Below are 21,244 nucleotides of genomic sequence, written 5' to 3'. Positions count from 1 at the left end.
TTTTTCTTTATTCATGTTGTAGTAAAGTGTATTCCAGTTGTTTGGCTGAGGACTGAGAATATCATTTTCTAAATGCTCCCCAATGCATAAAATATCAGACCCCTTCATTCACACTTCATACTCTACATCAATATTTTTTATCTGGTTTTGCTGTTCCCAACTGCTCTGAAATAAAAAAATAATCAGAAGAAATTTTTTTGTCCAATCCAAGTGTATACAACTTACCTAATTGAGTCTTTTTTGTGCCGTTTATCAATATAAAAAATGCCATGCCAATAGAGCTAAAGTATTCGATTAATTGTTCCATCCCAAGTCTGACGTCTATCCGATCTCTGTAATAAAGATAAAGGCTATGGAAAATAACGCTGGGTCTTCTTTCATATCAAAACCTAATTGTTTATAGGTTAGTAACACCCCATCTATTTTCGACTTTAGATCACTTCTTTATTCACAGATTAAACTTTGAAATTCAATCTAGTCCAACTGCTTTTATCACATTAACCACCTATACGTATAGAAATGCAATAGGCAGAAATACAGTCTTATTGTACGACACATCGATAGTTATTCAATGGGTATGTAAAAAGAGCACCTCCATATCAAAATGTAATGTAATAATTAGTACATTTGATAGATATGCTCTTCTTTACTCTCAATTTTGTTTATTGATTTACTAATTTAAATTGGCTTCATATTGTTTCCAATCAGATAGGAATCCTTCAATACCTTTATCCGTCAATGGATGCGCCCATAATTTAGGGAATATCGAACCCGGCACTGTAGCAATATGTGCTCCAACAGCTGCAGCTGATTCTAAGTGGGTGATTCCTCGAATGCTGGCTGCAATAATCTCTGTAGGGTAACGGTACAGATCCAATAAATTTCTTAAATTAGCTACTAATTTAACTCCATCAACAGCGATGTCATCCAGACGACCTATAAAAGGGCTTATATACGTCGCGCCTGCTTTAGCCGCCATTAATCCTTGAGCGACTGAGAACACGAGAGTTACATTGGTCTTAATGCCTTCTTTAGACAATGAAGCAACCGCTTTCAACCCTTCTTCGGTCATTGGAATTTTCACTACCACATTCTCTGCCCATGAATGTAGCACATGTGCTTCCTCAATCATATCTTCAGCTTTCAAACCTATCACTTCTGCACTAACCGGACCATCGACTGTTCGACAAATCTCTTTGATCACTTCTTCAAAAGGACGACCTTCTTTAGCAATTAAAGTAGGGTTTGTCGTCACACCATCCAGTAGCCCTAATTCATTTACTCGCTTGATCTCTTCAATATTCGCAGTATCTAGAAAAAATTTCATTATCTTTTTCCTCCCTGATTTTGATCATTTGTTCTGAGAATTCTTTCACGCTTTTTAAGAACAACTTGCTCCTTCTCCACCTGGGATAACTGTATGCTCTTTTTCTTTTTCCATAATCTGTTGGACTTTACGACTAGAGTTTCCGCCTTGGAAAATGTGTTTCAAATATTCTTCAACCAACATCTTCATAATATCTATGCCAATGATTTTAGCACCGAAAGTAATGATTTGAGCATTGTTACTCAGTTCTGCTCTTTCTGCAGAGTAAGGATCATGGACTTGAGCTGCACGAATGCCTGGGATTTTATTAGCCGCAATCGCCATACCAATACCTGTTCCGCAAATGAGAATTCCGCGTTCAGCTTCACCATTATTGATGGCTTCTCCTACTTTAAAAGCAATGCCTGGATAATCTACATCATCTTCAGAATAGCATCCGTAGTCTTTCACCTCATGCCCTAGGGATTCAATGTGTTTTTTTACTACTTCTTTTGCTTGAAAAGCATTATGGTCCGCGCCAATTCCAATAATCATAATCATTCTCCTTTTTGTTTTCTATTTGTTTGTTATTATAATACATCTTCTTTCTTTTTTTGTCAATATTTATCATTTTTTTATCGAACACTTTCTTTTCAATCATTAACATGCATTTCTTTAAGTAAGAAGCGGTCTTTCTAACAGGATTCCCTCTTTTTTTACCTAAAATTTAAAAATTCAATTGTAGATTCTTTTACTAAATCTTTATTCCTATATTAATTAGCTCTATTCTATTGCTCTTGACTCTCTTCTTGTTTTGAATTGAACCTAAACGAAAAAAAAAGAAAGAAAATAACAATACAACAATTGTATATTCGCTCTTTTTCGCGTATAATATAAACTATATTCATCTTATGATGAGAAAAGAAAAACGTTATATAAACAAGCCAGAAAAGAGGTTAGAATATGTTTATTATGGAGAGACACGAAAAAATTCTTAAACTTTTAGAAGAGCACGAATCTCTTTCTGTTAAAGAACTAAGTGATGAACTGGGGTATTCCCCAGCGACTATCCGATCCGACTTAAACGACCTAAACAAACAAAATTTGCTCATTCGAACTCACGGAGGAGCAGTAGTCAAAGAGGCAGATTCTACAAATAAACAGTTAAAAGAAGATTTCGGTTACCGGACACAGCACAACCAAATTGAAAAAGTAGCGATTGCAAAGAAAGCTTTAACTTATATAGAAGACAGAATGTCTATCTTTCTTGATGCGAGTTCTTCTAGCTTCGAGTTAGCTAAATTATTGAGTCACTCTGAGATGCGGTTGACTATTTTAACTAACGGTCTCCATTCGGCTCAGTTATTGAAAGATAATTCAAATGTCACAACAATTCTTATCGGAGGGACGGTTAAAGGTAATTCCAACGCGACTGAAGGATTGATGGGAGCAGGTATCTTAAACAATCTCAATATTGATTGCGCATTCCTATCCGCACAGGCGTTTGATTTGCAAAACGGCATGACAGATTTCAGCCTTTACGAAGTAGAGCTGAAGAAAAAAGTCGTCGAAAAAGTCCACACTGTATACGGTCTTTTAGATCACAGCAAATTCGAACAGTCCTCTGTAGCGTCTTTTGCGTCAGCAGACCAAATAAGTGTACTGATTACAGATCATCGACTTGATCGCCAAACAATTGAACAATACGCTAAATACGGCTTAAATGTTGTTCAAACATCCGTTTCCTCAAAAAATAAGCAAAAAAGTTAACAGCAAAAAAGTTCTTCCGCATTTGGAAGAACTTTTTTGCTGTTAACTCAATAATCTAGTCTTTGCAATTGATACGTTAGTTCTTTAGTAGCATGATAAATCTTCCGATACAAAGTATAAACTTAATCATATTTCTTAACCGTTTCTGGATCTGGCAAGATCTTACTTTGGTAATTCACTAAGCTTTCAACACAGCTTTTCAGACTTGAAAAACATCTCGCTACCACAGCTGCAATCATTATTGCTCCCATTGCTGGGGCTTGCTCGGTTTTTAAAGTTAAGATCTCAGCGCAAATATGTCTGCTTGAATTCGCAACCAGTCTTTATTTTTGGCCCCTCAGTCTACAGAAACGATTTGTTCAAACTGCTTATTAGCATGTTTGTCCATTAAAACTTGGGAGTCTATCAAAGAGAAGCTGACGTCTTCGCCTTCCACAACTGCTTTAGCAAACTCTGTTCTAGTGTATCTACTGTCATTCCCTATGAAACTACCTCTTACTTGCCATAGCTGTCTCGACATCTAGAATATCGGTCCCTATCGCTGAAGCGGCATTATCCGGTGTATCCGAGTACTCCATCTGCTTTGTACCCTTTAAACATAAGCCTAAGTAATCTTTCGGTAATAGAAATTGATTTTACTCGCTTTTAAACATCTGGTTCATTTTCTTTAACCCATAACATTTTTTCTGGATATCGTTCCAAAGAATGCCATTTCGTAAAACCCGGTCTTTTTTATCTAATAAAACCAAGCTATGCATTTGACCTGAAAAACTGATTACCTAAATAGAATCATTCGCATCCGGAATGGCACGCACAATTTTTAAGACTCCTTTCATTCCCTCAAGCCAAAACTTTGGCTCCCGCTCACTAAATCCTGCTTTTACATTGGATAACTCTTAATTTACTTGTTATAAAGGACCTTTCTATAGGAAGTAAATCCACTACAAAAAAGACTTTTATACGCATTTAATAATCTCATAAGTACTTATTTAAATTACAAGAAAAAAGATAGAATTAATCCGCCCAGAACACCGCCTACTAACGCTGCTCCTAAGTTGATTACGGAACCACCTACTTTTCCGCCACGAGCAACAGAAGCAACATACACACCAGTACCTGCAGCAACTGCCATATCAATCCATACTCCTCCGCTTTGTGTAATCATAGGGTTTTGAACACCGTGATTAATGGTCCATACGGTACCAACTATAAAAGCCGCACACATCCAACCACCAATTGCTCCCCATTCATCTACCATTTTTCCCCACACCATTCGAATCATAAAAGGAAAAAGAAATCCACCAAATACAGTTGCTATTGCTTGTCCTATTGTCATTGTTTATTCCCTCCTATCTGTCTTTATAACCAGGTCCAGGTTCTTCATCAGCTGGTCCAAATTTGGTTGCTGCTTTTTTCTCCATATCTTTTTCAATAGCAGCAGCTACTAAACCAGCTATGGTGGCTCCTAACATAACTAAGAGCAATGTTGGAATAGTATCAATAAATTCACTCGCTCCTTTAAGGAAGATGTCTCTGAATATTCCAGTAATTCCGATACCTACCGCCATGTCAACAAATGCAAACTCGTCTGGATTGTCAATCAAACCAACATAGTGATTCAAGAACCACATTGGACCAATAATAATAAATGCTGCAAAATAGCCTCCTACTATACCGTAAGAACCGACAAATCCGTCCCAAACACTCATAACAATCATCCCAGCTATCATAAATCCTAACGTACTGCGCAGAAATTTCATTATAAATACCTCCTAATCTTTATTTTATGCTGTTAGCTGTTTTTGCATTTCTTCATAAAAAGCATTCATCAACATCCATGAAGATTCTGATCCAGGATCTCTATGCCCTATTGCTCTTTCACCTAGACGCAAAGCTCTCCCTTTTTTAGCTACTAAAGGAATAGTCTTGTCTGAACCTTCTTTCATCACATCAATAAACTGACCATATACTTCCAATTCATTCCCATCGATTGATTGCGCTTTCAAAAAATCAATTCCTGGACGTAAAGCATCTACCATCGTTTTTTCCCCAACAACTGCTTTCCCTCTTGTTTCAACAGCTACAACCCCGTTTTCGAGCATTCCTATGAATTCGTTAAATGTAACTTCTTTTTTCCCTGTTACATCAGCTCCCATCTTCATAAATAAGCTTCCATATAATGGTCCAGAAGCTCCTCCTACTTTTCCTAATAAAGACATACCGACTTTCTTCAAAAATGAATTGATGTCTTCAGCATTTTCATCAAATTCATCAAGTTTTTTGGTTACTTCTCTGAAACCTATCGTCATGTTTATTCCATGGTCGCCGTCTCCAATATCTGAATCTAATTTAGTCAGATGGTCACGTTCTTTCTCAATTAAATCAGCCATATTTACAATACTCTTTTTAAAAAAATCTCTGTCTAATGTTAGTGTCATAAGTCCATTTTCCTTTCTTTATTATCTGAATTAGTGAAACAGGAATAGGTCATTCAGCATTTCCTACCTATTCCTTTTATTCACTTTTAATGCATCTTGTTAACTGAGTTACTTGATTTTCCAATACGGTGTGTCACATGGTGCATCTAGTAATTCTTTTAATTCGTCATCTAATTTTACAACCGTAACAGACATACCAATCATATCCATTGAAGTCGCATAGTTTCCTACCATTGAACGGTGAATTTTCAACCCTTTTTCATTTAATACTTCATCCACTCTGCGGTAACAAATGTATTGGTCCATCAGCGGCAATCCACCTAGGCCATTTACAAGTATCTGCACCTCTGCTCCTTCTTCAAACTGTGCTTCATCTAAAATGTGTCCTAGCAATTCATCCACCACTTCATCAGCTGGTTTCAATTTAGTCCGCTCAATTCCGGGCTCACCGTGAATCCCCATCCCGATTTCCATTTCTCCTTCTTCCATATGGAAAATTTCTGTTCCGGTAACAGGAAGAGTTGCTGAAGATAAGGCAACGCCCATTGAATAAGTATTGCGGTTGGCTTTTTCAGCTGCTTCTTTTACAGCATCTAAATCTAGACCTTTTGCTGCCGCTGCTGCTGCTACTTTAAAGACGATAATGTCTCCAGCAACTCCACGTCTATCTTCAAAATTCTTAGATGAGTAAATATCATCTTTTACAGTTACTGTCTCTACTCGAATTCCATCTTCAGCAGCCATTTCAGCTCCCATGTCAAAGTTCATGACATCTCCAGCATAGTTTCCATATAAGTATAAGCAGCCTTTGCCGCTATCTACTGCTTTGACTGCATTGTAACAAGGTTCAGGAGAAGGAGAGGTATTCACGTTACCAGCAACAGCGGCATCGCCAAAATCTTTTCCAACGTAACCTAAGAATAAAGGTTCGTGACCCGTTCCTCCGCCTAAAATAATTCTAACGCGAGGTTCTTCACTCAGCATATTACTGACGATTACTCGACCGTCATTTGGGTCTAAATGAACGTACTCAGGATGAGCCTTTGTGTATCCTTCCAACATTTCTTCTACTGCATCATATCCATCGTTAATCAATCTTCTCATTTTAATTTCCTCCTATTAATCTTTTTTATATTTTTATAACCTTAGGAAATATTCGCCATTTCTTGTAGAATCTGCTCTTTGGTACAACTTGCAGAAGCTTGTACAGCGGCTGTAAAAGCCCCTTCTATTAATGGAGCTTCTATAAGAAATGTTTTAGATTGCAAAGCAGCGTCATCTATCAAATCCATGGCTGTCTCCGCACACAGAATAGCGCTTCCAATATCGCCGAAAATCAAAATATCAGAGGCTTCTTCCAACTGTTGAATCGCCTCAAGAATCATTAGGCTATTTGTTCCTAGCCTTCCATCACCAGTTCCGCCAGCAGAAAGCACATTCACATAAGGTGACTCTCCTACCATTTCATCAATCATTTCTTTCAAACCTTCAGTAATCTTATCGCTATGCGAAACTAAAATAATGCCAATCATACATTTCCCCTCCTTATTGATAGTTCTTTTCTTTTTTTATTGTTTCTACGATGGCTCGGTAGTTTTCAGGATTGTGACCAAATCGACCAATAAACACTCCATCTAAAGTATCGATTTTTGCCATTTCAACCACATTCTTCTTACTGACTGATCCACCATAAATTATACGTATTTTTTTAGCTACTTCTTCTCCAAAGAGACGACTCAAAATATCTCTAATTATTTCAAATGTTTGTTCTACATGTTTAGTTGTTGCAGCTTCAGCGGCTCCGATGGCCCAGACAGGTTCGTAAGCTAAAACGACTTCTTCCAGCTTTTTTAGAGGGATAGCTTTCAAATCACGTGCAATTTGCTGCTCTAAAAATTGCTCGATTTCTGAGTATGGAGAATTCTTTTTAGGTTCTCCTATGCATAAGACTGGTACTAAACCTTCTTTCAAGGTAAGTGCAACTTTCTGTTGAATCAGCTCATTTGATTCTTGGAAGATATATCTTCTTTCTGAATGACCGATTTCTACATAAGTCCCCCCCATATCTATCAGAGATTCGATAGAAAATTCTCCTGTATAAGCACCGTTTGCTTCAGGTGCGATGTTTTGAGCTCCAACCGCAATGGAACTGCCTGCTAACTTTTGCGCTACAGGAAAAAGAGTTCCTAAGCTAGGAAATAAAAATAAATCTACATCCTGCTCATCGTCCATAAAAGAACGAATACGTTCCGCAAAATCTGTTGCCTCTTGTATTGTATTTTGATAAATTTTCAAACTCATTCCGACGATAGGCTTCCGTTTTTTCATGTCAATTCCTCCAGCGATTTTTGCAATGCATGTTTTTTTCTATTAACGAGTACCTACTTAATGATGTTTGCACTACCAATGACAATATTCTCGCTCGTAATCAGGCTAGCTGCGTTACTAACTATGAAAAGAGCAATAACCGCAACTTCTTCAGGATAGCCAAAACAACCTAAAGAAATCTCTCGTTTTGCTTTTTCTCCTTTTTTCTGCACAAGCATTATTGCCCAGTTCTGTTATGATCACTGTTGGGGAAATTGCATTTGCAGTAATGTCGAATTCTGCCATTCCATCGCTAAAACTATTACCATTCCGACAATACCAGATTTAGAAGAAGCCACATAATTATCTAAAGCAATCATGGCTACTTGAGAATCCATATTGATTTTTTTCCCGCCTTTACCAGCCTTTGTCATGACTTTCCTAAATTTTTAAGCCATTTTAAAACTACCCATCAAATTGATATCGATGGTTTTTTGCCAGTAATCATGAATAAAATCCAATTCTCTTTCTCCTCAGTATTTTTTCGTCGTCGTTCGCAAGTTTACAACTAGGATAATCATTCATGATACACTCAAAATGCAACTCCACCCATAGAATCCTCAGGAGTTATCATGATAAACTGGTAAGGATAAAGTCTCATTAGCAACAATAGAGAAAAAGAAGGTTAGCCTTATTTCTTTAAGCACAGTCAGTCGACATCATATTTTTAAAAACGCTTACATAACGATCGCGAAAAAGAGCAGTAATTCTCTATCCAAGTCGATTTATATAGTTTCTGATTTCCAATAAAAACATTAATGCATAACAGGATTTCGTTTTTCTATACTTTGTTTAATCGTAGTAAAAAGGATATAAATAACTTGCTCATATAATAAACTATTGTAATTTCCATCTATATTATCTAGTTTTAAATCAAAACCAACCACTCTGTCACTTAGATCCGCCAAGTCAGACTTTCGATTAGCTGTTATAGTCAACACTTGATCGCCATCTTCTCTGTATTGTCTGGCTGCTTCAATCATTTCAACATCTTGACCATCTTTTGAAACACAAAGTAACACATTTTTGCGTCTGCTACTCCCTGTATTCTCTTGATTGTATGATTGGTGGGGAATGAAGTCTTGTAGTGTAAATGAGGAAGAATCATATAACACTGAGATTGTTTTCGCGAATAATAAATCATCTATCATGCAATCTACTTCGCGTCGAATGATACTACTAGTTGCCGATAGCAAATGTTTAATATTTAGCTGCAAGAAATCCATTATATCACTCCTTTTTGATTCTCACTACCCACTTTTTATGGGCTAGCTTCTAAATACAGTATATCGCTATTCATTTTTATTGTCCATTGTTTTTTGTTTTTTTTTATTATTTATTATCAAATGAAAATATGCGTTTCATGTAATAATGATTTTTAAGAATATTTACTATTTTTAAAGATTCGTTTCTTTTTGATTCTTCCTTATAAAAATCCTTTACTTCTTATAAATTCTTCATTTCTATGTCTAATACTCTTCAATTCTTTAAATTTAAAGGTTTGCATGAGCAATAATTTTTATAGTAAATTTCTGTACTTTGGTAATTGCTACTCTATTTTCCTTTTTATATATTCTATTTTAAAGCCTTCGTAAATTCAGCTTCAAATGGTGCTAATTTTGAAATTCTTCTGGCTGCTTCTACAAGACGTTCATCAGGTTGGGATAATCCGATTCGGACATATCCTTCTCCCAATTCGCCAAATCCATCTCCCGGCGCTACAAAAACATGTGCTTCATGAGCTAAATAGTCCCAAAAACTTTCTGATGTAAAACCAGCAGGAACTTTCATCCAAATATAAAATGATCCTTTTGGCTTGCACATTTCCAACCCTGTCCCTGCCATTTCGGCTAGGAACAAATCGCGGCGTCTTTCATAAATCGCAGTCAACTCTCTGACCGAGGCTTGATCCCCGTTCAATGCTTTCGCTGCCGCTCTTTGAATCCCGCCATAGAATCCGCATTCTGTATGGTCTTGAAGCAAATTGATTGCTCCGATCACCGACGCATTTCCAACTGCAAATCCCATTCTCCAGCCTGCCATGTTGTGGGATTTAGACAATGTAAAGAATTCTACGCCCACTTCTTTAGCGCCTGGTGTTTGTAAAAAGCTCAACGGTTTTTCCCCATCAAAACCAATCGTTCCATAAGCAAAATCATGCGCCACACAAATGTGGTTCTTTTGCGCAAATTCTACAGTATCTCTAAAGAAATCTGGCGTCGCTACAGCTGATGTAGGATTATTAGGATAGTTTAGAAACATCAACTTTGCTTGATCCAATACTTCTTTACTGAGCAAATCGTACTTTGGTAAGAAATGATTTTCCGCCAATAACGGTAATGGCTCAATCACTGCATCGGCTAAGGCAATTCCAGAAAAATAATCCGGATAACATGGATTCGGCAGCAACACTGTATCGCCAGCATTCAACAAGCATTGACTGATCTCAACGATACCTGCTTTTGACCCGTGGAGGATCGCTACTTCCGTTTGCGGATTCAATTCAACTCCATATTCACGCCAATAATAATTTACTACAGCTTCCCTCAAATAATCATACCCTCTGTCCGGTCCATATTGATCGTTCAGACTATCGTCGGCAGCTTCTTTCAATTCTTCTACAATAAATTGAGGTGTCGGCAAATCTGGGTTCCCTATCCCAAGATCGATCATATCCCATTCTTCATTTGCTAACCGTGATTTCTTTTCAGCTAAGTACGTAAAATATTGTCTAGGCAGTCTTTTTAATGTTTCAGATGGTTCAAAGTGGACCATAATATTTCCTCCAGTTCGTTCTATTTAATGGTGTGTCTGACATATGTTTCTAGTGCTGAAATCGCTTCTTGAATCGCTTGGTTGGATACTACATATGCGGATTCCAGCAAGTTTTTATCTGCAGCTACTTCAGTTGAAAAAGCGGCTATTTGCTCTATGGTCAAGTAGTTCAATCCAAGATCCATCAGTGATTTCGGCAAATGTAATTCGTCATAAAATGCTATCAACTCATCTATTTCGGTCCACTTTTCTTCAACAGCCAATTGAACTAAAATACCATAAGCTACTTTTTCACCGTGTAAAAACGAATGTGTCTCAGGAAAAACGGTAATCTTGTCATGAACAGCGTGGGCGATGGTTGTCCGAGCGTAAGAGTCTCCAAAACCGCCGACCAATCCACTGATAGAGATAATCGTTTCACAAACTTGGACGAATGCAGTGGTTAGGGTTTGGCTTTCAATAGCTTTTACAGCTTGTCTTCCGTATTGAGAAATGTTCACTTTGCAATTAAGAGCAGCTAACCTTGCCATCAATAAAAACGCATTTTCTTGATGCTCAGGCTGAGACAATATCTTGTCTGATTCGTACCATTTGGCTAACGTATCCGCTATCCCCGCAATAAAATAATTCACCGGTGAATCCAGCAGCAATGCCGGTTCAACTACCAGTAGACCTACTTGCTTCGTATGCATATCAAATCCAAGACAAACCCCATCCGCTGAATACATCACACTCAACGGAGTCCAAGGAGCACAATTACTGGCCAATGTCGGAACTAATATTGCTTCCGTCCCAGCAATTTTTGCGGCAGCATATTTCACTGCATCCATGATTTTCCCGCCACCAACACCAATGATCACATCCGCCTCGAACTGTTCAGCGATACTGGAAAGGCGTTCTACTTCTTCATATGTACATTCCCCTGCAAAATCAATCTGTTTCACTTCAATACCGCTTTCTAATAGCGGCGTTAAGTAAGGGAGGGCTTTTTGCCAAGAAACCGTTCCATGAACCAAGATGACCCGATGAATAGTTCTTGCTTTCAATCTTTCTGTTAAAGTCTTTAACACGCCTTCTCTGCACTCATACTCTTGCGGTCCAGTTCGTACAACTAATGCCATCTATTCGTCACTCCATTTCTTAAATTTGGATAAAAAAAACGCCCTGCACAATTAACAATTGTGCAAGGACGGGAAAGTTCATTTCTCTCGTGATACCACCTTGATTCGCAACAGCTTTACAGCGATTGCCTCATCCAGTGCGTTCAGACTACAAATAGCCTACTGATACTGTGACACGTTAACGGGTGTGACCGTAACCGTCTAAAGTCCTTCAACCCTCGACCGTTCCACTCCAAGACCATCTTCCACTTCAGTTCCACTGCCCTTTTCCACCAACCCAGGCTCTCTATAAGCTTCCCTTAAAATGTACTCTTCTTTTCTCAGTGTTTATTCATCTTTTTCTCATAAAAATTAATTTAATCTAATATAACAATCCGCGATTCTTTTGTCAATGAAATATTTTAGATTGCTTTCAAGGAGAAAACTAACGGCTACTGGCAGCTTTTCAATAGAAATCGTTTTGTATAAATGATTGACTATTTGGTATATTTTTATGAAGACAAAATGATTTCTTCCCATTACTTTCTACTGACAACCGCTTCAAATCAAACAGCCATGACGCATCTTTTGTAGATGCTCATGGCCGTTTCATTTATTCATTTCGTCCATGAGCTGCATTTCATGCTGACTCATGGCCAATTAAACCATTATTGTATTCCCATACAATCTATAAATCAAAATACAAAGAATGTTTCAAATACGTTTGGTCGTATTTATCGGTGAATCTTTTCAATTGTCGTTTCAGAGTAGCGAGTGTCGCCGTGTCTTCTTCGAATTTTTTCAAATTACGTTTAAAAGCTGTCACGTCTTTCAATTCTGCTTGGTCTCTAAAGTAACCCCACACATGTTGGGCAGCATTGATGGCATCACCTTTATCGATTTCTTCTTCCAAAGCTTCTTCGATCAACTGGTAGAATTTCTCTACCGGGTAACCCTCTTTGTCTTTCAAGAGACTTCTTATTTGCTGGTATATCGGCTGCGAACGTTCCAAAATCGAATATTTGTAACGCGCCCATTCTTTTTCAAGCGCACCGATTCCTCTTTCAGGCTGCGTCGCGTTAATGCATTTCACAGTAGATATATTTTTATCTTTCACTTCCAGCATAATATCGATCGTCGGGTCTTCTAATTTGCGGTAAAACTCCATAAACGTGTCTAAGTAAATCGTCTTCGTATGTGCTCCATCACGTTTTCCAGGATCTTGCTGCGAGTAGTGCATTTTTTGGCGACCATCTTCCGGCTTCCACGTTTTCGACGTTTCATGGATCCAGTAATAGTCGTCTCGAGCTTCTTCCGGCGGATTGATCGCATGGTGCAGATTATCATAGACAACCGGACTTCCAGTCTGCTGAGAAATTTTCAATACATCTTCCACCGTATACAACCGGTCATCGTTTTCGATGATCAAGCGTTTTTGAATCGGTTCATCCAACCGAGCAAAATTCTGCACAAACCGCTCCATAGCAGTCTCTTTATCACCATAAACTCCACCAACATGCAAGACCATTTTGTGGCTGTAATCCACCCCAAGGCATTCCATGATCAAATTGTGGTAACGCAGATCCTCGATCGCACGTTCCACCACCCCTTCATCCGGCGAATTCAATACCGTGTATTGACCTGGATGAAAAGACACCCGCATCCCGCTGTTGATGATTTTTTTGCCGATACGCTCAAAATCCTCTTTAAACAACTCCCACCACGGCAAGCTGTTCACCGGACTTGAACCAAACGGAATCAAGTCTGAACTGATTCGGTACAGCATAATACCTTCTTTGATATTGTAATCGACCATTTTTTCAAATGCCGCTAAATTGTGCTTGGTTACTTCCATCAATTTTTCTTCTGTCGCGTTTTTTTTAATCACGCTGCTCATGTTCGTGTCCGGAACTCCCACGACCAGACAAGCATACCCAATACTCACTGCCATCCATCCTTTTAATTACATATTTCGTTACTTTTCCATAGTCTCTCTCATTTTGCCACATTTTTCATGAGGAATACAGAAAAGTGGACCGCAATTTGGCGTTGCGTGCGGGCCTATTAGTCAAGTGACGGTTTAGGAAGAGCTCACTTGACTAATAGACAGCTTCTATTGATCAAATGAACCCCTTTTGAGTCACCACTTGATTAATAGAACATCTCAGTCTGCATATTTGCTCAAAACTACACAAAATAATCCTTGTATTTTGCCTCATTGCGTTTTATAGTGGAATTGACAAAACAAGGAAAGAGGTGATTCTTATGAAAAGTAAAGCCAAACAATTTCAAGGCGGCGAATACATTAAGAGTATGGTCTACGGCGGTTTGGACGGGATCATCACTACTTTCGCTGTCGTATCAGGAGTTGCAGGAGCTTCTTTACCCCTCAAAATCGTCATTATTTTAGGTTTTTCAAACCTATTAGCGGATGGTTTCTCAATGGCAGTTGGAGACTATTTGTCCAGCAAATCGGAAAAAGAATACCAAGAAGGCATCACCCACCAAACGAAATTAGCTATTAAAAGCAACTATCAAGAAGAAGTCCACAAAATGACACAAGCCTATGAAGTGGAAGGACTCTCAAAAGAAGACGCAGAAACTATTGCTGCGACTTTAGCTAAATACGAGACTCCATTTGTGAATCAGTTATCAAGTCAAGCATACGGAAATAACCACAAAGAAGAAGATCCGATAAAAAATGCTTTAGTAACATTCTTTTCTTTTTTTGTTTTCGGTTTGGTTCCTTTGCTGGCCTACATTCTTTCAACATTTATCCCCTTCTTGCTGGAGAATGCTTTTTTGCTGGCTTCTGTTTTGACCGGTACCACTTTATTTACTTTAGGTGCTGTGAAATCACGTATCACTCAATCCAACTGGATGCGATCCGGCATGGAAATGTTGACGGTCGGGGGTCTAGCAGCAGTTGTCGCTTATTTAGTCGGATTTGTGTTGGGCGGATAACCATAATCACCTTTAGCAACTTGAAGTATCTGCATGCAAAGAAGCTGCCAACATCTAAAAAGGTGCTGGCAGCTTCTTTACTTTTATGGATTAACCGTACTGCTTCATCATCAAACTAAACTTTTAACGTATTCATAAACTTGCTGATCACTGGAAAATTGAATAACGTCCTCGTCTTCCACCGATTCGTCATTAACGTTGTAAAATACAGCTGCCCAATCGTTCTTCATGCAACCTAGGATGTCATTTTCATAGTGGTCCCCGATGTACAAAATCTCGCTGCCTGCCAACCCAAGAGAGTCTTCTACCACATCAAAAATTTCTCTATTGGGTTTAGCCACGCCGATCTCATCTGAAATGAAATTCTTTTCAACCGGTATTTGCTTATCTACCCCTAAATACTGCAGCTTACTCGCTTGTGTTTCAGCAGCACCATTTGTTAACACAAACAACTCCATATCGATAGACTGAAGGTAATCGATCAGTTTCGCCATCCCGGGTCTCAATTCGATTTGTTTTTTATGGTAAAGATACAATTCGTTGAACTTGAGAGCTTGTTTGTATTTGAGAGGATGGCCTAATTTTTCGTAGGTAGACAATACGCGATCCACTTTGAACTCGACTTCCCCTTTTAGCCCTTTCGTAAAATTTTGAAACTCAACTTGCGATTCCTGTTGAAAGATCTCGTTGAATGCTTCAAATGAGACCCCTGTTTCAAGAACGGTCTGCTCCATAACTTCAACGGTTTTCTCATATACTTGATTCCTGTCATACAATGTATCATCTAAATCCAATCCAACTGCCTTAATCACTTTATCCCGCCTTATATCTTATTCCACTTCGTATTATAGGGAGCCTATCTACTATTGCAACCCCAGTTTTTGCTGCTAAAGGAACCGAAATCCCATTTGCGTGCTTTTTTACCAAATTTAACCCTTTAAAGGTAACGCAAATTGGATTTGCGTTACCTTTTTGAGAAAATCTCACCGATAACGGAACGCAACCGAACTTTACGTGCCCTTTCTTCAAAAAATCACCGCATAATGGAACGCAAAAAAGCGAGAACTGGTCTAGTGAACCATTTGCTCGCTTTTTCTACTCTTATACGTTCAAGATCCACATGAACCCAACGAACACAAAGAACAATGCGTACATGATTGGTGAAACTTCTTTTCCGCGTTTTGCGGCGATCATTGTGATCGGGTAGAAAATACAACCCATTGCGATACCGTCTGCGATACTATACGTCAACGGCATACCAATCAGAATCAAGAATGCTGGAATCGCGATTTCCAATTTGCTCCAATCGATTTGACTCAACGAATGTGTCATCAACACACCGACTAGAATCAAAGCGGGCGCTGTTACTTGCGGAGTCACTACAGACAACAATGGTGAAAAGAACAAGCCAAAGATAAAGAAGATACCCGTTGTCACAGCTGTCAGTCCTGAACGACCTCCAACAGCGATCCCTGCTGAAGACTCGACATACGCCCCAACAGGAGATGTCCCCAATAAAGAACCTGCCAGCATAGCTGTTGAGTCAGCCGCTAATGCTCTACCGACACGGGGCATCTTGTTGCCTTTCATAAAGCCAGCTTGATTTGCCAATCCGACCAATGTTCCAGCGGTATCAAAGAAAGTAACCAATAAAAACGTCAATACAACGACCCACAATTGGATCGAATTGATATCACCGACATGGTCCAACGCTACCAAGAACGTTGAAGAAATGCTTGGTGCTGCTGAAACCAATTGATCAGGGGCTTGAATCAAGTCTGTTGCCAATCCTAACAGAATCGTAGCGATCATCCCGATAAAAATACCACCTGGTGTCTTTCTGATCATCAAGATAGCCGTTACCACTAAACCAAAAATTGTTAGCCAAGTAGAGCCTACAGTCAATGAACCCATCCCAACAAGCGTAGATTCATTTGAAACGATCAGACCGCCTTCGCTTAATCCGATAAAGGCAATAAACAATCCGATACCGCCAGAAATCGCGTATTTCAAATCGGCCGGTATGGCTTCAATGATCCGCTCACGCAATTTGAAAAAAGTAATCAGCATAAAAATCAACGACGCCACAAATACTGCAGCTAAAGTCGTTTGCCATGGAATGCCCATTCCTACACTCACTGAATAAGAGAAGAATGCGTTGATCCCAAGCGCTGGTGCTGTGGCGATCGGGTAGCGTGCCAGAACCCCCATCAAAATACACCCTATAGCACTCGCTAAAGCTGTAGCTGTAAACACAGCCCCTTCGTCCATACCTGCTGCTCCCAACACACTCGGGTTTACAAACAAGATATACGCCATTGAAATAAAGGTCGTAAATCCGGCTAATATTTCTCGCCTAACGGTAGTATGTAACTGTTCCAATTCAAAATAAGAAGTGATTTTATTCTTCATGATGTTCCTCCAATAGTTAAGCTGTCATTAGTGCACAAAACAGCTCTTTCTCCTAAATCAACCTGAACCATCATATATCAAACCGCCCTTCAAGTAAATAAAATTGACGGATTTTATTTGATGAAAGCCCTATCTTACAGGCTTTTAATCACAGAGGACATATCATACTGGATACAGATAGGATAAGTGCTACAATAACAGCAGAAATACCCATATGAAAGGAGCTGCTCCCATGATTTATACTATTACGTTGAATCCCACCATCGATCGGTTGTTGTTTCTCGAAGGCACTCTCACCAAAGGAAAAAATAATCGTCTGCGCAAAGTGACTTACGATATTGGCGGCAAAGGACATCACGGTTCTAACGCCATGAACCAGCTGGGTGTCAAGAATCAAGCGCTCGGATTTTCAGGAACCACCAATGCCGGCAAATTGGAAAACATTCTATTGGACAAAGGCATAGACTACGATTTTGTGGAGGTATACGGCAAAGCTACTCGAGAAAGCTACGTCATTCTGGAAGAAGGAATCGGCGGCAGTATCTTGATCACTGAAAAAGGCTTCACCGTGACCGATTACGATATCGAATTGCTGTATGAAAAAGTCGAGCAGAAAGTTCAGAAAGAAGATATGGTATTAATTGCCGGCTCTACCCCTCCCGGATTTGATTTGCGTGATTTAGAAGTGTTGCTGGAGCGGTTAAAAAAAATCGGGTGTTTTATTGCGTGCGATCTTTCGGGGGAAGCTTTGAAAAAGGCTGTTGAAATAGGCGTTGATTTCATCAAACCGAATCGATTTGAAGTCCAAGAATTGGTTCCTACTGACGATAATTTTTTAGACCACATCAAAGAGCTGTCTGAAAAAATCGATTACTTGATCGTGTCTCTTGGAAAAGACGGCAGTATTTGCAGCCATGCAGGTGAAGTTTATGAGGTCAGCACTCCTCCGGTGGAACTGGTCAATGATACAGGTGCCGGCGATTGCTTTGTCGGAACATTTTTAGGCAGTCTCTCGCTCAACCAGCCGCTGACAGAATGCTTGTCTCTCGCCAGTGCGTGCGCAGCTGACCATGTACAATACAATGACAGCACAACTTTCGACATCAATAATGCTCGCGAATTACAGAAAGTCGTTACGGTCAAGAAAATCAACTAAAGGAACAAAAATTTGATCAGTAAAGCAATCAATATCCATAAAACAATGGAGATCAAAAGGCCGTTTGCAAATCCAATGAAGAATCTTCTCTTTTCCATAGCGCGCCTCCTTTACAGGTAAACCTTTGTTGCCTTAGAGAGTGTGGTTTTATTGCAGCAATGTTAAGGAATGGTTTAAACGGAGTATCCGATGGAGTAATAGAGTTGTTACTAATTGGAATCTTACTAGGTGAGTTTTACAAGTGAATGAAAGTGGATAATGCTTTTAGATGTGTTTTTAATATAGCACAAGTCTGTTTAAGAATAAAAAAGAAACTATTTTGTTCTTTATTTTTTGATTTGGTTCACGATAAAAATGGAAAAACACCAAGGTTAGTTTTCCCTTGGTGTTATTTCAGTAGTTCTGCTTATTTTGATGACACTCGCTATATTAGCCGCTGTTGCTTTCAAGTTTTCATACCCTTTTTCGAGAACCTCATCAAGAGAACTCAATTCCGTCAGAATACTAAATACCGCATCGATTCCTTCGTCATGAACACTTTCATATCCTTTTGATAACGTCCCTGCTACAGCAATCACAGGAACGCCGTGTTTCTTAGCGATTCTTGAAACAGCAACTGGCGTTTTCCCGAAAATCGTCTGGTGATTGATGCCGCCTTCTCCAGTAATCACCAAGTCAGCCTGCTTGATCTGCTCTTCCAATCCCAGCATCTCAACCAGCAAATCGCCGCCACGTTGCAATTCAGCATCCAGAAAAGCCAACAGACCTGCACCTAACCCCCCTGCTGCACCTGCTCCCGGGACTTGATCAATGTCTTTTCCAAGTGTCTTTTTGATCACTTGCGCGTAATGAGCTAAATGACTGTCTAACAATTCAATTTGCTCTGGTGTTCCACCTTTTTGCGGTCCATAAATATGAGAAGCGCCATTTTTCCCAGTCAGCGGGTTTTCGACGTCACAAGCCACTTTGATCACAACTTCTTTAAGGCGAGGATGCAATCTTGAGATATCGATGCTTTTCAATTTGCCAAGGCCCTGACCATCGGCTGAAATCGAGGCGCCAGTTTCGTCTAACAGCTTTCCGCCAAGACTCATCACCATTCCGGCACCGCCGTCATTGGTCGCACTTCCTCCGATACCCAATAAAATCTCTTCCACACCTTCTTCAAGCGCATCGCAAATGAGTTCCCCAAAACCATATGTCGTTGTCACTAAAGGATTGCGTTTTTCCATAGGTACTTTATCTAAACCAGAAGCCGCAGCCATTTCGATCACTGCTATTTTTTTATCTCCCGACAATCCATAAAAAGCTTCCACCGGCTCGTACAAAGGACCGATTACCGTTACAGTTTTGATCGAACCGCCAGTCGCATCTACAATAGACTGGACCGTCCCTTCCCCTCCGTCTGCCAGGGGGATTTTATAGTAATTTTCATGTGGCAAGACCGAAGCAAAACCTTCTTCAATAGCTCTGGCCGCTTCCATCGCCGTTAAACTTTCTTTGAATGAATCTGGTGCAATCACAATGTTCATATTAAAGCCCTCTCTATCTATTATTTATTTAAGCTATTTTCAGCAATCCAAATAAAATAACGGATACTGCTGTAATAACTAGTCCAATCAATGATTCATAAGGAACCAATTTTAAGCGTTCTTTAAAACTCAACGATACGCTTCCGGCTGTCGCATGGAAGAAACTTCCGTGCGGCAAATGATCTAAAACAGTTGCGCCGGCATGAATCATAGCCGCTCCACCTAGAGCGCTGAAACCTGACTCAATCAACACTTTACTGAATACCGAGCTGGCAACAATCGAACCAGACGTTGTTGAAGCCGTTGCAGCTGACATCACGATACCTGAAAGTGGTGCAAGCAAGTAAATCGGTAGTCCCAAGCTACTAATGCTGTCAATTAGAATATCTCCTAAGGTCGAATTTGTAATGATTCCAGCAATGGTTCCCGTCCCAATCAACAAGACAGCTACAGAAGACATTTTACTCAAGCCAAAATTCATTTGATCAACAAGGTGTTTGGCTTGCCCCATAATCAGAGAACCGATAATACCACCTAGAGGCAAAGCCACCATTGGATCGATTACGATGCCGGCTAATGGTCGAAGTGACAACAAGATAACGGCTGTAATAGGTCCTGCTATCGCTTTGATGAAGGGAGGAAGCTCTTTACTTGTATTAGCTGAATCATCTACTTCAACGGCTTCTACAAAAGACCCTTTTTTCGTCAAACGCTTAGCTAAAAAGTACGTCACAAATAAAGCCACAATACCTGGGATCACACCTGCTAGCATAACTGAAGTCAGCGAAGTCTGAAATGCCTCAGAAACCGCAATCGTGTTCGGATTGGGAGACATGATATTTCCTGCTTTTCCTCCACCAATCATAGCCAATAGAATAGCTGATTTGCTGATCCCTGTATCTTTTGCGATCACCAATGCTATTGGAGCTACCGTAATAACTGCAATATCAATAAAAACTCCTACTGTAGTGAGCAGCATGGTTGCTAGTGCCAGTGCAAATAATGCTTTCGTTTTCCCTATTTTATGTATGATCGTTTGAGCTATCGATTCTGCAGCTCCCGATTCAATCAGCACCCCAGCTAAAACTCCAGCTGCTAATATTCTTAAAATAGCAGTCATCATACCTTGTGCTCCACTCACCATCAATTCTACTGTTTCGACTAGACTAGCTCCGCCTATAAGTCCTCCAGATAAAGCCCCAACTAATAAACTATAGATTGGTGGTACTTTAATAAAAATCAATCCAATCGAGATCACTAATCCAATAATTGCTCCAAGTGCGGTAATTTGTACTTCCATTAACATTCCCTCCAAAAATAATGACGTTCATTTTCTACTTGAATATAGTATAATGCGTATTGAATCCGCTTTCTATGTTATGCAGAACTTATTACCTACGATTCAAGGCTGATTATTTGGTACA

Annotated in this window: 23 protein-coding genes and 1 other annotated feature; of the genes, 3 read left to right on the top strand and 20 right to left on the bottom strand. The window is 39.5% G+C overall.

The annotated features are described in order from the left end of the window. Nucleotides 1–127: 127 nt before the first annotated feature. The 3 genes from LMF32_RS06910 to rpiB all read right to left on the bottom strand — a co-directional run bounded on the left by LMF32_RS06910 (nt 128) and on the right by rpiB (nt 1,861). Nucleotides 128–307: a hypothetical protein gene (locus tag LMF32_RS06910; protein WP_230524310.1), complete on the bottom strand. Its 180-nt coding sequence runs from the start codon at nt 305–307 to the stop codon at nt 128–130. Between the two features lie 366 nt (nt 308–673). Next, nucleotides 674–1,327 carry a fructose-6-phosphate aldolase gene (gene fsa / locus LMF32_RS06905; protein ID WP_230524309.1) on the bottom strand — a complete coding sequence of 218 codons (654 nt, stop codon included), beginning with the start codon at nt 1,325–1,327 and terminating at the stop codon, nt 674–676. Between the two features lie 54 nt (nt 1,328–1,381). Then, nucleotides 1,382–1,861 (bottom strand): ribose 5-phosphate isomerase B, encoded by a 480-nt coding sequence (gene rpiB / locus LMF32_RS06900; protein WP_230524308.1) that lies wholly within the window; start codon nt 1,859–1,861, stop codon nt 1,382–1,384. Nucleotides 1,862–2,269: 408 nt separating this feature from the next. On the opposite strand from rpiB, the gene LMF32_RS06895 reads away from it, so the two are divergent. After that, on the top strand, nt 2,270–3,076 hold the full coding sequence (locus LMF32_RS06895; RefSeq protein WP_230524307.1) for a DeoR/GlpR family DNA-binding transcription regulator: 807 nt from the start codon (nt 2,270–2,272) through the stop codon (nt 3,074–3,076). Nucleotides 3,077–3,198: 122 nt separating this feature from the next. Here LMF32_RS06895 and LMF32_RS13595 read toward each other — a convergent pair whose 3' ends face one another. From LMF32_RS13595 to uvsE, 13 genes are all read right to left on the bottom strand, one after another. Next, nucleotides 3,199–3,327 (bottom strand): hypothetical protein, encoded by a 129-nt coding sequence (locus LMF32_RS13595; protein ID WP_278046275.1) that lies wholly within the window; start codon nt 3,325–3,327, stop codon nt 3,199–3,201. A gap of 86 nt (nt 3,328–3,413) precedes the next feature. Beyond that, nucleotides 3,414–3,596 (bottom strand): hypothetical protein, encoded by a 183-nt coding sequence (locus tag LMF32_RS06890; RefSeq protein WP_230524306.1) that lies wholly within the window; start codon nt 3,594–3,596, stop codon nt 3,414–3,416. Nucleotides 3,597–4,070: 474 nt separating this feature from the next. Beyond that, nucleotides 4,071–4,412 (bottom strand): hypothetical protein, encoded by a 342-nt coding sequence (locus LMF32_RS06885; RefSeq protein WP_230524305.1) that lies wholly within the window; start codon nt 4,410–4,412, stop codon nt 4,071–4,073. A gap of 13 nt (nt 4,413–4,425) precedes the next feature. Beyond that, nucleotides 4,426–4,836: a hypothetical protein gene (locus tag LMF32_RS06880; protein ID WP_230524304.1), complete on the bottom strand. Its 411-nt coding sequence runs from the start codon at nt 4,834–4,836 to the stop codon at nt 4,426–4,428. 24 nt (nt 4,837–4,860) lie between these two features. Further along, the gene (dhaL, locus tag LMF32_RS06875) at nt 4,861–5,514 is read right to left on the bottom strand and encodes a dihydroxyacetone kinase subunit DhaL (protein ID WP_230524303.1); all 654 of its coding nucleotides are present in this window, start codon (nt 5,512–5,514) and stop codon (nt 4,861–4,863) included. 108 nt (nt 5,515–5,622) lie between these two features. Then, entirely contained in the window at nt 5,623–6,618 is a 996-nt protein-coding gene (locus LMF32_RS06870; RefSeq protein WP_230524302.1) for a dihydroxyacetone kinase subunit DhaK, read from the bottom strand. A gap of 41 nt (nt 6,619–6,659) precedes the next feature. Further along, a complete protein-coding gene (gene dhaM, locus LMF32_RS06865) occupies nt 6,660–7,046 on the bottom strand; it encodes a dihydroxyacetone kinase phosphoryl donor subunit DhaM (RefSeq protein ID WP_230524301.1) in 387 nt (128 codons plus the stop codon). 13 nt (nt 7,047–7,059) lie between these two features. Continuing rightward, nucleotides 7,060–7,842: a triose-phosphate isomerase gene (tpiA, locus tag LMF32_RS06860; RefSeq protein ID WP_230524300.1), complete on the bottom strand. Its 783-nt coding sequence runs from the start codon at nt 7,840–7,842 to the stop codon at nt 7,060–7,062. 239 nt (nt 7,843–8,081) lie between these two features. Next, nucleotides 8,082–8,255, bottom strand: a complete 174-nt coding sequence (locus LMF32_RS06855; protein WP_230524299.1) for a hypothetical protein — start codon at nt 8,253–8,255, stop codon at nt 8,082–8,084. Between the two features lie 381 nt (nt 8,256–8,636). Then, nucleotides 8,637–9,107, bottom strand: coding sequence for a hypothetical protein (locus LMF32_RS06850; RefSeq protein ID WP_230524298.1), 471 nt, complete (start codon nt 9,105–9,107; stop codon nt 8,637–8,639). 349 nt (nt 9,108–9,456) lie between these two features. Further along, nucleotides 9,457–10,656: an aminotransferase class I/II-fold pyridoxal phosphate-dependent enzyme gene (locus LMF32_RS06845; RefSeq protein WP_230524297.1), complete on the bottom strand. Its 1,200-nt coding sequence runs from the start codon at nt 10,654–10,656 to the stop codon at nt 9,457–9,459. A gap of 20 nt (nt 10,657–10,676) precedes the next feature. Further along, nucleotides 10,677–11,777 (bottom strand): iron-containing alcohol dehydrogenase family protein, encoded by a 1,101-nt coding sequence (locus tag LMF32_RS06840; protein ID WP_230524296.1) that lies wholly within the window; start codon nt 11,775–11,777, stop codon nt 10,677–10,679. 61 nt (nt 11,778–11,838) lie between these two features. Continuing rightward, nucleotides 11,839–12,108 (bottom strand) — a binding site (T-box leader). A 336-nt stretch (nt 12,109–12,444) separates the two neighbouring features. Beyond that, complete coding sequence (uvsE, locus tag LMF32_RS06835; protein ID WP_230524295.1) at nt 12,445–13,707, bottom strand: UV DNA damage repair endonuclease UvsE; 1,263 nt, start codon at nt 13,705–13,707, stop codon at nt 12,445–12,447. Nucleotides 13,708–14,021: 314 nt separating this feature from the next. Here uvsE and LMF32_RS06830 point away from each other — a divergent pair, with 314 nt between their 5' ends. Then, nucleotides 14,022–14,720: a VIT1/CCC1 transporter family protein gene (locus tag LMF32_RS06830; RefSeq protein ID WP_230524294.1), complete on the top strand. Its 699-nt coding sequence runs from the start codon at nt 14,022–14,024 to the stop codon at nt 14,718–14,720. Between the two features lie 110 nt (nt 14,721–14,830). Here the strand turns inward: LMF32_RS06830 and LMF32_RS06825 are convergent, their stop codons facing one another. Next, entirely contained in the window at nt 14,831–15,532 is a 702-nt protein-coding gene (locus LMF32_RS06825) for an HAD family hydrolase (RefSeq protein ID WP_230524293.1), read from the bottom strand. A gap of 289 nt (nt 15,533–15,821) precedes the next feature. Beyond that, nucleotides 15,822–17,132, bottom strand: a complete 1,311-nt coding sequence (locus tag LMF32_RS06820; RefSeq protein ID WP_092480215.1) for an NCS2 family permease — start codon at nt 17,130–17,132, stop codon at nt 15,822–15,824. A gap of 232 nt (nt 17,133–17,364) precedes the next feature. Between LMF32_RS06820 and LMF32_RS06815 the strand changes: the two genes are divergently transcribed. After that, a complete protein-coding gene (locus tag LMF32_RS06815) occupies nt 17,365–18,288 on the top strand; it encodes a 1-phosphofructokinase family hexose kinase (protein ID WP_230524292.1) in 924 nt (307 codons plus the stop codon). 371 nt (nt 18,289–18,659) lie between these two features. Here the strand turns inward: LMF32_RS06815 and LMF32_RS06810 are convergent, their stop codons facing one another. Next, nucleotides 18,660–19,820, bottom strand: coding sequence for a glycerate kinase (locus LMF32_RS06810; protein WP_230524291.1), 1,161 nt, complete (start codon nt 19,818–19,820; stop codon nt 18,660–18,662). Between the two features lie 28 nt (nt 19,821–19,848). After that, nucleotides 19,849–21,120: an SLC13 family permease gene (locus tag LMF32_RS06805; protein WP_230524290.1), complete on the bottom strand. Its 1,272-nt coding sequence runs from the start codon at nt 21,118–21,120 to the stop codon at nt 19,849–19,851. Nucleotides 21,121–21,244 lie beyond the last annotated feature (124 nt).

This window comes from Desemzia sp. C1 (genome assembly GCF_020882875.1).
In the GTDB taxonomy this organism is placed as follows: domain Bacteria; phylum Bacillota; class Bacilli; order Lactobacillales; family Carnobacteriaceae; genus Desemzia; species Desemzia incerta.
This window is presented reverse-complemented; position numbering and strand designations above follow the sequence as displayed.